At 47.9% G+C, this 14,306-nt stretch carries 17 protein-coding genes; 13 read left to right on the top strand and 4 right to left on the bottom strand.

Going from position 1 to position 14,306, the window contains the following annotated elements; genetic code table 11:
- Positions 1-9 precede the first annotated feature (9 nt).
- The 3 genes from FN124_RS27705 to FN124_RS27715 all read left to right on the top strand — a co-directional run bounded on the left by FN124_RS27705 (position 10) and on the right by FN124_RS27715 (position 3,742).
- Positions 10-1,665, top strand: a complete 1,656-nt coding sequence (locus FN124_RS27705) for a UxaA family hydrolase (RefSeq protein ID WP_142688025.1) — start codon at positions 10-12, stop codon at positions 1,663-1,665.
- A gap of 17 nt (positions 1,666-1,682) precedes the next feature.
- Positions 1,683-3,086: a glucuronate isomerase gene (uxaC, locus tag FN124_RS27710; RefSeq protein WP_142688026.1), complete on the top strand. Its 1,404-nt coding sequence runs from the start codon at positions 1,683-1,685 to the stop codon at positions 3,084-3,086.
- 128 nt (positions 3,087-3,214) lie between these two features.
- The gene (locus tag FN124_RS27715) at positions 3,215-3,742 is read left to right on the top strand and encodes a DinB family protein (RefSeq protein ID WP_142688027.1); all 528 of its coding nucleotides are present in this window, start codon (positions 3,215-3,217) and stop codon (positions 3,740-3,742) included.
- Here the strand turns inward: FN124_RS27715 and FN124_RS27720 are convergent, their stop codons facing one another.
- Positions 3,743-4,717 carry a GlxA family transcriptional regulator gene (locus FN124_RS27720; RefSeq protein ID WP_142688028.1) on the bottom strand — a complete coding sequence of 325 codons (975 nt, stop codon included), beginning with the start codon at positions 4,715-4,717 and terminating at the stop codon, positions 3,743-3,745.
- A gap of 143 nt (positions 4,718-4,860) precedes the next feature.
- Here FN124_RS27720 and FN124_RS27725 point away from each other — a divergent pair, with 143 nt between their 5' ends.
- From FN124_RS27725 to FN124_RS27745, 5 genes are all read left to right on the top strand, one after another.
- Positions 4,861-5,349: a DinB family protein gene (locus FN124_RS27725; protein ID WP_142688029.1), complete on the top strand. Its 489-nt coding sequence runs from the start codon at positions 4,861-4,863 to the stop codon at positions 5,347-5,349.
- 14 nt (positions 5,350-5,363) lie between these two features.
- Positions 5,364-5,576 (top strand): hypothetical protein, encoded by a 213-nt coding sequence (locus FN124_RS27730; RefSeq protein ID WP_142688030.1) that lies wholly within the window; start codon positions 5,364-5,366, stop codon positions 5,574-5,576.
- A 157-nt stretch (positions 5,577-5,733) separates the two neighbouring features.
- Entirely contained in the window at positions 5,734-6,204 is a 471-nt protein-coding gene (locus FN124_RS27735) for a RidA family protein (protein WP_142688031.1), read from the top strand.
- Positions 6,205-6,227: 23 nt separating this feature from the next.
- A complete protein-coding gene (locus FN124_RS27740; RefSeq protein WP_142688032.1) occupies positions 6,228-7,301 on the top strand; it encodes a dipeptidase in 1,074 nt (357 codons plus the stop codon).
- A gap of 246 nt (positions 7,302-7,547) precedes the next feature.
- Positions 7,548-8,531, top strand: coding sequence for an ABC transporter ATP-binding protein (locus FN124_RS27745; protein ID WP_142688033.1), 984 nt, complete (start codon positions 7,548-7,550; stop codon positions 8,529-8,531).
- On the opposite strand, the gene FN124_RS27750 is transcribed toward FN124_RS27745, so the two are convergent.
- Positions 8,528-8,914, bottom strand: coding sequence for a YrdB family protein (locus FN124_RS27750; protein WP_221887929.1), 387 nt, complete (start codon positions 8,912-8,914; stop codon positions 8,528-8,530). The genes FN124_RS27745 and FN124_RS27750 overlap by 4 nt on opposite strands.
- An 82-nt stretch (positions 8,915-8,996) precedes the next feature.
- On the opposite strand from FN124_RS27750, the gene FN124_RS27755 reads away from it, so the two are divergent.
- From FN124_RS27755 to FN124_RS27770, 4 genes are all read left to right on the top strand, one after another.
- Positions 8,997-9,674, top strand: a complete 678-nt coding sequence (locus FN124_RS27755) for a GDSL-type esterase/lipase family protein (RefSeq protein WP_142688035.1) — start codon at positions 8,997-8,999, stop codon at positions 9,672-9,674.
- A gap of 60 nt (positions 9,675-9,734) precedes the next feature.
- The gene (locus tag FN124_RS27760) at positions 9,735-10,193 is read left to right on the top strand and encodes a NanQ anomerase/TabA/YiaL family protein (protein WP_142688036.1); all 459 of its coding nucleotides are present in this window, start codon (positions 9,735-9,737) and stop codon (positions 10,191-10,193) included.
- Between the two features lie 66 nt (positions 10,194-10,259).
- Entirely contained in the window at positions 10,260-11,345 is a 1,086-nt protein-coding gene (locus FN124_RS27765) for a Gfo/Idh/MocA family protein (RefSeq protein WP_142688037.1), read from the top strand.
- A gap of 403 nt (positions 11,346-11,748) precedes the next feature.
- The gene (locus FN124_RS27770; protein ID WP_142688038.1) at positions 11,749-12,237 is read left to right on the top strand and encodes a hypothetical protein; all 489 of its coding nucleotides are present in this window, start codon (positions 11,749-11,751) and stop codon (positions 12,235-12,237) included.
- Here FN124_RS27770 and FN124_RS27775 read toward each other — a convergent pair.
- Positions 12,205-12,615, bottom strand: coding sequence for a helix-turn-helix domain-containing protein (locus FN124_RS27775; RefSeq protein WP_142688039.1), 411 nt, complete (start codon positions 12,613-12,615; stop codon positions 12,205-12,207). The two genes, FN124_RS27770 and FN124_RS27775, sit on opposite strands and share 33 nt — an antisense overlap.
- Before the next feature lie 123 nt (positions 12,616-12,738).
- Here FN124_RS27775 and FN124_RS27780 point away from each other — a divergent pair, with 123 nt between their 5' ends.
- Positions 12,739-13,608 carry a DUF4349 domain-containing protein gene (locus tag FN124_RS27780; RefSeq protein ID WP_142688040.1) on the top strand — a complete coding sequence of 290 codons (870 nt, stop codon included), beginning with the start codon at positions 12,739-12,741 and terminating at the stop codon, positions 13,606-13,608.
- Here the strand turns inward: FN124_RS27780 and FN124_RS27785 are convergent.
- Positions 13,605-14,306, bottom strand: coding sequence for an alpha/beta fold hydrolase (locus tag FN124_RS27785; protein WP_142688041.1), 702 nt, complete (start codon positions 14,304-14,306; stop codon positions 13,605-13,607). The two genes, FN124_RS27780 and FN124_RS27785, sit on opposite strands and share 4 nt — an antisense overlap.

Genomic DNA, 14,306 nt, shown 5'->3' on the forward strand with positions numbered 1-14,306 from the left:
GGACAGATAATGAAGCAGAAAGTATTAAAGGTGCATCCGCACGATAATGTGCTGGTAGCGCTACAGGACCTGGAAAAGGGCGAAACGGTGGAATATAACGGCGCCGTATACACGATGCAGGAAGAGATCCCTGCGAAACACAAGTTTGCAACAGCACCCATGAAAGAAGGCGACGCCATTTACATGTATGGCGTACTGGTAGGACGCGCGCAGCATCACATCAGCGCCGGCAGCAGGATAGCCGTAGAGAATGTACGGCATGCCGCCAATGCTTATGAGCTGGCTGCTGAGCGGAAAACAGCCTGGCAGGCGCCGGATGTTTCCCGGTGGCAGCAGCGGACCTTTATGGGCTATCACCGCGCAGACGGCAGTGTTGGTACTGCCAACTACTGGCTGGTTATACCTTTGGTGTTTTGTGAAAACAGGAATGTGGAAGTGCTGAAAGAAGCGTTGCTGCCGGAACTGGGATATAGCCGTCCGGCTAAGTATGCGGCCTTTACCCGTTCGCTCGTAGCCAGGCAGCAGGCCGGCGCTGACCCGGCACAGATCCTTGAAAGCATATACACGGAAGGGACTTCCGGGGCGCAGGGAAACCGCATTTTTGAAAATGTAGATGGCATAAAATTCCTTACGCATGATGGCGGCTGCGGGGGCATCCGGCAGGATGCGCAAACGTTGTGCGGCCTGCTGGCAGGGTATATTACCCATGCCAATGTTGCAGGTGCCACTGTGCTGAGCCTTGGCTGCCAGAATGCACAGATAAGCATGCTGAAGGAAGAGATCAGTAAGCGCGATCCGGGGTTTTCAAAACCCCTTTATATACTGGACCAGCAGCAAACCGGTACGGAAAGCCAGCTGATCGCCGATGCGATCCGCCAAACTTTTGCAGGGCTGATGATAGCGAACCAGAACACCCGGCAGCCGGCGCCGCTGAGCAAATTATGTATAGGCCTGGAATGCGGCGGGTCCGACGGGTTCTCCGGTATTTCCGCCAACCCCGCCATCGGTTATACCTCCGACCTGCTCACCGCGCTGGGAGGCTCCGTGATCCTTGCTGAATTTCCTGAATTATGCGGAGTGGAACAGGAAATGAGCGACCGTTGCCGTAACGTGGAAGACGCTACCAGGTTCATCGGGTTGATGCGTACCTACCAGCAGCGTGCCGAGGAAGCAGGCTCCGGGTTTGATATGAATCCATCTCCGGGAAATATAAAAGACGGGCTGATCACCGATGCCATTAAATCTGCCGGTGCGGCCAAAAAAGGAGGCACCTCACCTGTAGCCGCCGTATTGGATTACCCTGAAAAGGTACAGCAACCAGGGCTCAACCTGTTGTGTACACCGGGTAATGATGTGGAGTCCACCACGGCAGAAGTAGGCAGCGGCGCTAATGTAGTACTGTTTACCACCGGGCTTGGAACGCCCACCGGTAACCCCATTGCGCCGGTGATCAAGCTGTCGAGCAACACGAAGCTGTACCAGCGCATGCATGATATCATCGATATTAATACCGGTACTATTATAGACGGTGAAGAAACCATCACCGCAGCGGGAGAACGTATACTCGAATACGTTATACAGGTAGCCAGCGGCGTCATTACCGCAAAATCTGTCCTTAACGGTCAGGATGATTTTATTCCCTGGAAAAGAGGGGTGTCATTGTAATGTTTAAAAATTTACTGATGAGAAAAAAATTCATGGATGAAAATTTCCTCCTGAATAGCGATGCGGCAGAACGGCTCTATCACGATTATGCAAAGGATATGCCCATCATCGATTATCATTGTCACCTGCCACCCGCGCAGATAGCGGCGGATACCATGTTCGAAAATATTACGCAGGCATGGCTGTACGGCGATCATTATAAATGGCGCGCTATGCGCACCAATGGCGTACCGGAAAGTTACTGTACCGGCAACAATACCGACTGGGAAAAGTTTGAAAAATGGGCCGCTACGGTACCATACACCTTGCGCAATCCACTGCATCACTGGACGCACCTGGAGCTGCAGCGTTATTTCAATGTAACCGATATCCTGAGCCCCGCATCTGCAAAGCAGATCTATGATACCTGCAACGCGCTGCTGCAAACACCGGCATACAGCGTGCAGAACCTGTTACGCAGCAGGAATGTGTCGCTGATATGCACTACCGATGATCCGGCAGACAACCTGCAATATCATCGCCAGTTAAAACAGGATGGCTTTGAAATACCCGTAATACCCGCCTTCCGCCCGGATCAGGCTATGAATGTAGATTCGCCGGAGGTATATAACCGGTATCTGGGGAAACTGGAGGAAACGGCTAACGCCAATATCCGTACGTACGACGACCTGCTCCAGGTGCTGAAAGACCGGCACGATGTTTTTGCGGCACATGGCTGTAAAGTATCCGACCACGGTATTGAGGAAATATATGCAGATGATTTCCTGGAGAAAAATATCCGGCAGATCTTTTTAAAGATCCGCGGTGGGCAGTCGCTCACCCTTACCGAGGCCCGGCAGTTCAAATCGGCGCTCCTGTATGAACTGGCGCTTATGGACTGGAAATCGGGATGGGTACAGCAATACCATCTTGGGGCCCTACGGAATAATAATTCACGCATGATGCGGCAGCTGGGACCGGATACCGGCTGGGATTCCATCGGCGACTTTTCCCAGGCCCGCGCACTGGCGAGGTTCCTTGATAAACTGGATAGCCAGGACAAACTGGCCAAGACCATTATTTATAACCTGAACCCTGCTGATAATGAATTGATGGCCACCATGACCGGTAATTTCAACGATGGTTCCGTACCTGGTAAAATCCAATTCGGTGCCGCCTGGTGGTTCCTGGATCAGAAAGAGGGCATGACCCGGCAAATGAACGCATTATCGAATATGGGGCTCATTTCACGTTTTGTAGGCATGCTTACAGATTCCCGCAGTTTTCTTTCCTACCCGCGCCACGAATACTTCCGGCGCCTGCTTTGTGATCTTTTCGGGGAAGAGATCGAGCGGGGTGAAATCCCGGACGATATGGAGGCCGTTGGTAAGATGGTGCAGGATATCTGTTACTGCAACGCCAAATCATATTTCGGCTGGTAAGCACAGTGAAAAAGCAGGGTTATTATCCCTGCTTTTTTTATAGCAGGTAAGTTTTTTTTAGGACTACTGACATAGGGCTGTCACAACCCGTTGTTTTCTTTGTATCATAAAACAAAAAATACAGACTTATGGAAAACAACACTTTATCTGCCGCAACTACTACCACTGTGATCACGCCTGATCAGTTACTGAAACACTGGCAGGGCCACCGCGGACTTACCCGCAGGATGATTGAAGCCTTTCCGGAAGACCAGCTTTTTACTTTCAGCATTGGCGGTATGCGTCCATTTTCCGCTTTGGTAATGGAATTCTGTGGAATGGCCTTCCCATCTGTATATGGAGTTGTTACCGATGAATGGCTGGGTATTGATGTGCTCCTGAAAGATACCGGCGCTGTAATTGCCCCCACCAATAAAGCGGAGTTATTACAGCTCTGGGATGTTATCACCGATAAGCTCGATGAGTGGTGGCCTAAGATCCCGGTGGAAGTTTTTCAAAAGGAAATTACCGCTTTCGGACAATATGAAGGTAAGTCGGTGAGCATCCTGTTCTACATTTTTGACAATGAGATCCATCACCGCGGGCAGGGATATGTGTACCTCCGCGCCCTCGGTATAGAGCCGCCCGCTTTCTGGGACAGGGAATGGCAATCATAATTATGACCTGGCTGCATTAAACTTTTCCCGGTATTCAGAAGGGGTCATTCCCACTGTTTTGCGGAATACCTTTCTGAATGCTTTGGGATCGTTATAGCCGGAATTGTAGATCACTTCCGCCATCTGCTGCCCGGTTTCCTCCAGTAGTTTCTTGGCCGCTTCAATACGTGTGAATTGCAGGTATTCGATAGGGGTTACACCAGTCACCTGTTTAAATCTTCTCACAATATTTCTCCTGCTGGAAGGGATGTCCCTGATCATTTCTTCAATGGTGCCAACATCCTGGTAACAGGTTTCAATCCGTTGCTGGGCAGATGCCACCAGGTCGTCGTGATGATTGCGGGCAGGCTGGAAGGTGCTGAAATAAGACTGTTTATCACGGCCCATATCCACAGCGAAAATTTTGGCGGTCCTGATTGCTATTTCAATGCCACAATGCACTTCCAGCAGATGAAGCAGCAGGTGGAAGGTAGAAGTGGCGCCGCCACTTGTGTAAATGCCGGAATCATGTGTAACGGTTTTATCCGACAACAGGTTCACAGCAGGGAAAGCGGAGGAAAACTCCTTGCAGGCATCCACATGGGTGGTGGCTATTTTACCATCCAGCAGGCCGGATGCGCCCAGTAAAAATGCGCCGGTGCAAAAGCTGGCAATTTCAGCGCCATTTTTATATTGTTGTTGCAGCCAGGGAAGATAACACCTGTTTTCTGCAATAGACTGGCGGATATCATCCGTGGTGAAAGAAGGTACCAGCACCAGGTTAAAAGTACCGGCAGCGTCTATGCGTTGCGATGCATACGCGGGGAAGGCGGCTGCAAGGTGTTCCATTTCTGAGGTATGTACCAGGGTTATCTTGAATGGCGCAGGCTGATCGTTCTTATGGTAAATCTTGTTGACGGTGTCCAGTACATCTGTTATGGCAGCCAGGCTTAAAAGCTTGTAGTGGCGTATAAGCAGGATCCCAATTTGTAACATATGGTGGTGAATTTTTTAGTTAACTACCCAAACATAACGAATTTGTCGCAAATACCCCCTAATATTGACTCTATCAGCATCCATCCGGACCCCTGTAATAGGGTATCTTAGCGTTAGTTTGAGAACCAAAAAATTGAAATTATATGGAAACTGTAAGCACACGGATGCAGGGCATCCTTCCCCTGTTTGATCTGCACACCACATTTTTTCCAAAAGTGCTGGATGGAATTTCAGATGAAGATGCACATAAAAGACTGGATACTCCCGCCAATCATGTTGCCTGGCTCACAGGCAGCCTTGTACAGCAACGGTTCGAGCTGGCTGGCCTGCTGAAGGTGGAAGCAGCATCTTCTGCTAATGATCTTTTTAAGGATTTCCAGGGAATAAAAGACGGGCAGCAATATCCGTCTCTCGAAATTTTTAAGAAAGACTGGCAGAGAATTTCCCCGCTGTTAAGAACAGCACTGGTAAATGTAACCGATGAACAACTGGATCAGATATTGGAATTCCCCGGTATGAAAATGTCGCTTTGGGACCTGCTGACTTTTAACACTTACAGGGAGGCCAATTGTATAGGACAGATTGCCTTATGGAGGCGGCTTTTGAATTACGAGCCGATGAAATATATGTAATTAAATTAATTGCAATGGTAGAAGTATTTGTAACGAATGTAAAAAGAGTGGCAGCGGCGAAAGAAATAGTAGCGCTGCTGCTTCGTAACTTCCCGGATAGTAAAATTAATTTCGATCTCGAAGATTGTGATAAAGTATTAAGAGTGGAAGGAGAAAATTTCCATCCCGGAAAAATAATGATGCTGGTAAACGAAAATGGATTCCAATGCCAGGTCATGGAAGATTAAGCAGCCGTCTTATACAGACGGCTGTTCTGTAAACCCCTTAACCTCTGAAAATCTCAAACCCCTTACTGCCTGTTTTTCTGCTGAGATTAACTATCTTACCTGCACTTTTTTTCAAAGGAGGAAGTGATATCTTTATAGGCATATTAAAACAGTAACTATGGAAAACAATCATGCAGAAGAGAAATTAGCTGCTCTGGGACTGGAACTGCCACCGGCTCCATCGCCATTGGGTGTTTACAAGCCTTGCCTTATTGATGGCAAATACCTGTATCTCTCCGGTCATGGTCCTGTGCGGAATGATAAATCTCTGATCATCGGCAGGATAGGCGATACACTGGACATAGAGCAGGGAAAGCTGGCGGCGCGGCAAGTAGGATTAACGATGTTGTCTACCATCAAAACACGCGTAGGCAGCCTGGATAAAGTGAAAAGGGTGATCAAGGTACTTGGAATGGTAAACTGTACGCCCGACTTTGAACGGCATCCCTATGTTATAAACGGATGCAGTGAACTGTTTGCTGCAATATGGGGAGAAGAGAACGGGATAGGCGTGAGAAGTGCTGTGGGCTTTGGTTCCCTGCCCGACAACATACCTGTGGAAATAGAAGCCTTGTTTGAACTCTACTGATCAGCCCACCTAAGGATAGAATTATGTTTATAATAGATGCACATCTTGATCTGAGCATGAATGCGCTGGAATGGAACAGGGACCTGCAACAGCCGGTAACTGCCATTCGCGCAAGAGAAGCCGGCATGAATGATAAACCAGACCGCGCCAAAGGCGTAGTGGCGTTCCCCGAATTGCGGAAAGGAAATATCGGGTTGGTGGTAGCCACGCAAATCGGCCGCTATGTGGCGCCGGATAATCCTTTGCCGGGATGGCATTCACCGGAACAGGCCTGGGCGCAGACGCAGGGCCAGCTGGCCTGGTATAAAGCTATGGAAGATGCCGGTGAAATGGTGATGATCAAAGATCTGCAAGGCCTTGAGCAACACCTGCAGCTATGGAATAACGGTACTCCGAACGATAAAAAGCCTATTGGTTATATTCTCAGCCTGGAAGGGGCCGATTCCATCGTGAATCTGGAATACCTGGAACGTGCCTATAACAACGGATTGCGGGCTATAGGGCCTGCGCATTACGGGCCTGGCCGCTATGCCAACGGTACCGATGCCACCGGCCACCTGAACGAACAGGGCAAACAGCTGATCAGGGAAATAGAGCGGCTTCATATGATCCTTGATGCCACCCATCTTTGCGACGATGCCTTCTGGGATGCGATGGACCTGTTTAACGGCGCCGTATGGGCCAGTCACAATAACTGCCGTGCCCTGGTAAATCACAACCGCCAGTTCAGTGATGATATGATTAAAGTCCTCATTCAGAAAGGCGCTGTTATCGGTGGCGCCCTCGATGCCTGGATGATGGTACCCGATTGGGTGCGTGGGCAGTCCGATCCCCGTAGTATGGGCTGTAACCTGGAAAAAATGATCGATCACATGGATCATATCTGCCAGATCGCCGGCAACTCCCTCCATGTGGGCATTGGCACCGACCTGGATGGCGCCTTTGGCAAAGAGCAGTGCCCTTACGACCTGGAAACAATTGCCGATATGCAGCAACTGCCCGCCCTCCTCGGCAAAAGAGGCTACAGCGCAGCCGACATCGATAACGTAATGCACGGCAACTGGCTCCGCTTCCTCCGGAACGCCTGGCGCGGGTGAGGTGGCGCCTTCGGCGCCACGCGGATTTTGTCTTGGAACACTGATTACGCTGATTATAATGATTTCCCTGAGTTTTTATTTTGGGATTTTAAAAATGATTTTAAAAGTTGTTGAGAGATATAAGCGGGTGTGCTTTTATCTCCCTTAACTATAATTTAAATTTAAAAGTAAAAATCAAACTAATCATTATAATCAGCGTAATCAGTGTTCCAAGACAAACTCCGCTATTTTTATTAATTTGCACGAATGAATTTTCTCGAAGTATCAAACATCAGCAAGGAACTGCACGGCGCTTATATTTTAAAGAATGTCAGCTTTACACAACAGGCCTTTCAGAAAATAGTAATAGCGGGCGAAACCGGTTCCGGTAAAAGCACGCTGATGAAAATTGTGGGCGGCATGGCCCAGGCCGACAGCGGCACCGTAATGTTTGAGGGCAAGCGTGTAAAGGGCTCGCTGGAAGTATTGATACCAGGGCATCCGGGCACAGCCTATCTGTCCCAGCATTTTGAACTGAGAAATAATTACCGGGTAGAGGAAATTCTGTCCTATGCCAATAAGCTCACCGATGAAGACGCAGCGCAGATCTATAATATCTGCCGCATCTCCCATCTTCTGAAAAGAAAAACAGACCAGCTCTCGGGTGGTGAAAAGCAGCGCATTGCCATGGCCCGGCTGCTGATATCCTCTCCCAGGCTATTTTTACTGGATGAGCCCTACTCCAACCTGGATATGATCCATAAGAGCATCCTGAAAAATGTGATCAGCGATATAGGCGGGAAGCTGGGTATTACGGTGATGCTGATCTCCCATGATCCCGTGGATATACTGCCCTGGGCAGATGAGATACTGGTGATGAAAGACGGGGAAATAGTACAACAGGGATCGCCGCAGCAGATCTATAACCAGCCGGTCAATGAATATGTGGCGGGGCTGTTTGGAAAATATAATTTGCTCGCTCCCGGGAAGGCCGCTGTACTGGAAGGTTTGCCGGGTATTGAGCTGAACGGCAGGCCCGTTTTTATAAGACCGGAAGATTTCAGGATCGTACGCACCAAAAAAGATGCAATACCCGGTAAGGTCCGTGATATTGCCTATTACGGAAGTTTTCTTGAAGCGGAAGTAGCGTTGGGAGAGGAGATAGTTACCATCAGAACCACGGATACCCACCTCAAAAAAGGCGCTGCCGTGAATGTAAGCGTGGCGCCGGAAACCATCTGGTATTTTTAGGGTTTCATTCCCAGGATCTTTTTTCCTGCAAACCCGTTGTAGGGTTTGTTTTGCAGCATCACCCCTGTTCTGTCCCAGGACACGGCGTAATGTATTACCACCACCACCGCCAGCACAATGCTTTCACGCGGGTAGCCCAGCGACAATAACGACCACACCGCTGCACCAAATAAAAGAAGTTCCAGTAATAGTCGTGCTACCCCCGGAATAGCCACCGGTGCAGGCTTCGGGTCGTTGGGGATACGGAATACACCCCACAGCACTGCGGCGGTGAGTGGAAATGCCACCACCAGTACATAAGAAAGCCATCCTTCGCCAAAGTGCCATCCCCGGTATCCCAGTATCACCAGCATCAATATCTCCAGCAGAAAGCGGATAATCAAGTTTAAAGGATGAGTGTTCATGTAATTGTTTGTCCCAAAATAAATATTTCTTTTATCTTAAGCAGCTGAAAAATTAACTGTTATGAAAAAATACTTCGTTGTTGTGTGTGTGGCGCTGCTGAATATAACCGGTTCCCTCTTTGCCCAATCGCCGCTGCGATTCGCTAAGGATGTTAATACCATCAGGGAATTTGACAAAATGTATGAAGCTCCTGAGCATCCCATACTGTTTGTGGGCAGCTCATCCATCAGGAAGTGGGACGACCTGGAGCGCAATTTCAGCCGGTACGTGGTATTGAACAGGGGAATTGGGGGAGCGGAGACCAACGACATTACCTATTTTGCCAGGGATATTATTTTCCCGTATCAGCCCCGGCAGATCGTGATCTATGTGGGAGAAAACGATTTAACAAATGAGGCGGCTACCGCAGATACTTTATTGCAGAGGTTTAAAATACTGTACACCACCATCAGGAGTAAGCTCCCGGAAGTACCGGTTGTATATATTTCCATGAAACCAAGTCCTTCCCGGGAAAAGTTCTTCCAAAAGGCGAAGCAGTCGAATGCACTCATCAAAGATTATATCTCCAAAGAAAAAAATATACGATACGTTGATATTTTCTCCCTGATGCTTGATAAAGCAGGAAAACCGCGCCGGGAGCTTTTTGTGGAAGATATGCTGCATATGAATAAGGCGGGATATGCCATCTGGGAAAAAGCTGTTCAGCCGCTTTTGTTAAAGAGACAGACGGGAAAGTAAACGTAACGGCATATATAGAAAAAAAGTATCTTGCCGCCTGATTAATACCTTTTACAGCACATGATACTGGATACACTGCAGAACGCCCATCTTTACTACCGCCTCGGCGTTAAATTTATCAAGGCTTTTGAATACCTGGCACAAACAGACCTGGTGAACCTGGAGAAAGGGAAGTATGAAATAGACGGGAGCAATATCTTCGCTATCGTTAATGAATACGATACAGTAGATGCCTCCACCGAACAAATGGAGGCGCATAAGAAGTACATCGATATCCAGTATATGGTGTCCGGTTCAGAACTGATAGGTCATGATTTCCTGGGCGAGCAGGTGCCTTCCAAAGCATACGATGAAGCGGCCGACTACCAGCTGTTTGCAGAGCATCCTGTGTTCTTCTCCCGGTTGGAAAAAGGCATGTTCGCCATTTTTTTTCCTACCGACCTGCATATGCCTAATATCAGGGTGAGCACGCCAATGCCGGTAAAAAAAGTAGTGATTAAAATAGCGGTGAGCTTATAGTATTTCCCGGAAATTACCGTTCATCATTTCGTTATAAAAAACAGTACATATTTCCTAGTTTTAGGGATGCGTTCTGTTTTTTTTACTTTTCTGCTGATGCACATTTTTGGCTGCATCATGGCCCAGCCACTGCGTGTAGCCGTTGCCGGAGTATCGCACGGGCATGCGGCTTTTATTCTTGGTCGCCCTGATAAAGGGGACATACAGATTGTAGGCATCTACGAGCCTGATACGGCCGTAGCGAGGTTGAGAGCCCGGCAATACCATCTTCCACAGAATATCTTTTATACTAACCTGGATAAAATGCTGGATGCGGTAAAGCCTGCTGCAGTACTGGCATTTGGCTCCATTAAAGCCCACCGCGAAGTGGTGGAAGCCGCTGCGCCGCGTGGTATCCATATTATGGTGGAGAAGCCGCTGGCCACCACAGTAGCCGATGCAGAATACATGGAGTCGCTGGCCCGCAGGCATAAAGTACAACTGCTTACAGACTATGAAACCAGCTGGTATCCTTCCGTTGCCAAAACCTTCCAGCTGCTGGAAGACAGCAGTTACGCCGGGAAAATAAGAAAGGTAACGGTGAATGATGGTCACCAGGGGCCAAAGGAAATTGGCTGCGGACCGGAATTCCTGAACTGGCTCACCGACCCGGTATTAAACGGGGGCGGCGCTCTCATGGATTTTGGCTGTTATGGCGCCAATCTTATGACGGCGCTTATGAAAAACCGTTTGCCCGTATCCGTTACTGCAGTAGCTCGTCACTTTAAGCCGCAGGTATATCCTAAAGTAGAAGATGATGCCACTATCCTGGTTGATTACGGCGATGTGCAATGCACCATACAGGCCTCGTGGAACTGGAGCTTCAGTCGTAAGGATATGGAAGTATATGGCGATAAAGGTTACCTCATTGCCGCCGATAAAAATACCCTGGTTCAACGTAACAATGAACGGATGCCGGCTGTAACACGCCGTATAACGGCAACGGATATACCGGTATATGAAGATCCGTTCCGGTACCTGATAGATGTGCTGAACGGAAAAGTAAACATGCCTGCATACGGGTTGTACGCGCCGGCCAATAATGTAATTGTAGTGAGGATACTGGCTGCAGCCCGCGAATCTGTACGTACCGGCAAGGCCGTTAAATTCTGATAAATTAAACTGTATTAAAAAGAGAAAGAGGCTGTATCATAAATAACTTTTACCCGATTTTACTCGGGTACCGGGTGGAGAAAATTTTCGTATATGCGATTCTCACACCCATTAAGTTAGTTATGATACAGCCTCTTTTGCTGTAAACAGGTTTTCTACTATATTGCGCACTTAAATTTAACCGCCGTGAAATCCGTTGTTAATGGCCGCTTTATCCCCGGGGATAGGCCAGATCCGCTTTCCTGCTTAAATAATATTTCCCCGCTATATGCAACCCTATGCCTTTCAATTACCTTGAGTTTTTTATAGCCCTGCGATCTTTTTAGACGGAAGAAATCGTAACTTAACTATATAGTTAAAACAGGATAGGCGTGAACGTTATTTCTGATGAAAAACTGGTATTATGAGATTTAACTGTTTCTATATCATTTTCCTCAACATAGGCATCCTTTATTCCGGTATCAGCTCCAAAGCCCAGCAGGCCCCCACTTTCAGCGATACATATCAGCAACTAAGCCGGTTTATGGACTCCGCGCTTGTGCCCATGAAGAGCGGCACTACCAGTCTTGCTTTCTCCGTAAAAGCAGAAATAGATCACGGCGCTATCACTAAACTGGATTGCTCCACCAATGTGGCAGGTAACCTGAAACCACGCATCTTCAGGCTGGAAGAACTGGATATTAAATGGAATAAATTTACCGGGAAAAGCGGGAGGTATTATGTGATCATCCCCGTGTATTTTATAGTGGAGCACAGCACTGGTAAAATACAGCTCAACTCAAAAACGGAGTTCACCAATGGATTTTATTTTGACGATGGCGATCTGTTCGATAACAAGCCCCTTAATAATTATTATTTCTTAAAGCCCATTTACCTGCAGCGCTACCTCTGAAGAAGCTGCATGCTGCAGCCTGTACTGGGAAGGGGTAACTCCTTCAAAGCGTTTGAAAAATTTGGTGAAATTAGAATTGTCGAATGTTAGCTTTGCCGCAATATCCGTAATGGTAAGCGTTTGTTCCAGCAGCATTTTCCTGGCTTCTTCCATTAATCTCATCTCAAAAAAGTAACAGGGCGCATGACCGGTATGCAACTTAATGGTATTGCTCAGGTGTACCGGGTGAATGAATAACAGGCGGGCAAAGTCCTGGATATGATACATCTTGTCTATGCGGCCATCCATTACCTGGTCTATATGTTCATTCACCGCGGCAATAAAGTCTGCGGTAATTTCTGCTTTCCTTGTCTGGTATTTTTTCGGAAGAACGGGCATGCTGTTTTATATCTTATCTAAAGATACTAAATGATGTTATCATGCAAAAGGTGAAAACGACTTTAACATTTTTTAAAGGTTACCTTTTTCAGGTTGCCTGTATAAAGGTTAAATTCTCCTGTTATGCGTCTTTCACTCTATTACCTGGGTATCCCCCTGCTGGCGCTGTGTGCCTGCCAGGGAAACATGAACAAGGAAATGAGGGCCTATGCTGCCACTGCAGACTCCACTTCTTTCTCCAACGACATCACCGATCTTAATTCCGCTTCCCGCAAAAGAGTAAAATCAGCCGACGTGCGATGCCGCGTCAGTAATGTGTTTGCAGCCGCTTCACATATGGAGCAGCTGGTTATGCGCCTGGGCGGTATTGTAGTGGAAAGTAATTTACAGAATGAAGAAGTGCAGCATTTCAATGTGCCTTATTCAGCAGATTCTGTAAAGGACATACAGCTTTACACACCCGTTGCCAATCTCACGCTGAAAGTACCGGTGGCGCATCTTGATTCCGTGGTATATGATCTTACTGCCAATGCTAAATTTATTGATCACCGCGTGGTAAAAGACCAGGACATGACCATGAAATACCTGGCCAATGCGCTGAAGAACGAACGCCAGGAACAGCAGGAAGCACAATTGAGCAAAGTAGCGCCTGCAAAGAAAGGAACTACCCTTGATGTGGTGGAGTACAAAGACCAGAAAGGGGATGCAGCGATAAACCGGCAGATGGATAACCTCGTGATACTGGATGATGTGGCTTATTCTACTTTCACGGTGCAATTGTTTCAGCCACAGGTTACCGATGAGCAGGTGATCGTTAACCCCGAGAGGATCACCCGTGCAGGCTTTGGCACAGAGCTGTTGGTAGCGCTGCGTGGCGGCGCAGAAATTTTCCGCAACCTCCTGCTTTTCTTTATCCGGCTGTGGCCATTTATACTGGCAGGCGTACTGGCCTGGCTGGCTTATCGCAAATTATTATGGCGTAAAAGTAGTTAAGCTTCGCTGAGAAATGTTTCCAGTAATTGGTTAAACTCCGCCGGGCGTTCCATCATAGGTGCATGGCCGCATTTATCTATCATCACCAATGTAGCATGTGGTAAATAACGCCTGAATTCCCGGGCTACATCCGGCGGAGTAATTTTGTCTTCCATACCCCAGATCAACAATGTTCTTACCCGTATTTCCGGTAGCAGCGCCGCTACATAATTGCGGTTGGCAGATTTTGCCATTTTCACAATAGCATAGCATTTCCGGGCATCTGTGGTTGTTTGGAACACTTCAGCTACCAATGCATCTGTGGCTATAACAGGATCATAAAAAGTATAGGCTACCCGCTCGCGTATATAGGCATAATTGCCACGCTTAGGATAACTACCCATACTGGTATTTTCATAAAGACCGGAACTGCCGGTAAGGATTAACCTGGCTACCTGCGATGGATAGCGGTGGGTATAGAGGATGGCTACATGCCCACCCAGTGAGTTACCCACAAGGATCACCTGTTGCAGCCCTGCGTTGCGGATGTATTGATCAAGGAAGTTGGTAAGGTATTCGAGCCGGTCGTCGGAATGCGCTTCATAGATGGGCAGGGATGGAATATGAATATCATAATGCGGTTGAAAATGTGCTACAACGCCTTCCCAGTTACTAAGTCCGCCAAAAAGCCCGTGCAATAGGATTATGCTTTGCTTCAT

The organism is Chitinophaga polysaccharea, assembly GCF_902150045.1.
Taxonomy (GTDB): Bacteria; Bacteroidota; Bacteroidia; order Chitinophagales; family Chitinophagaceae; genus Chitinophaga; species Chitinophaga polysaccharea_A.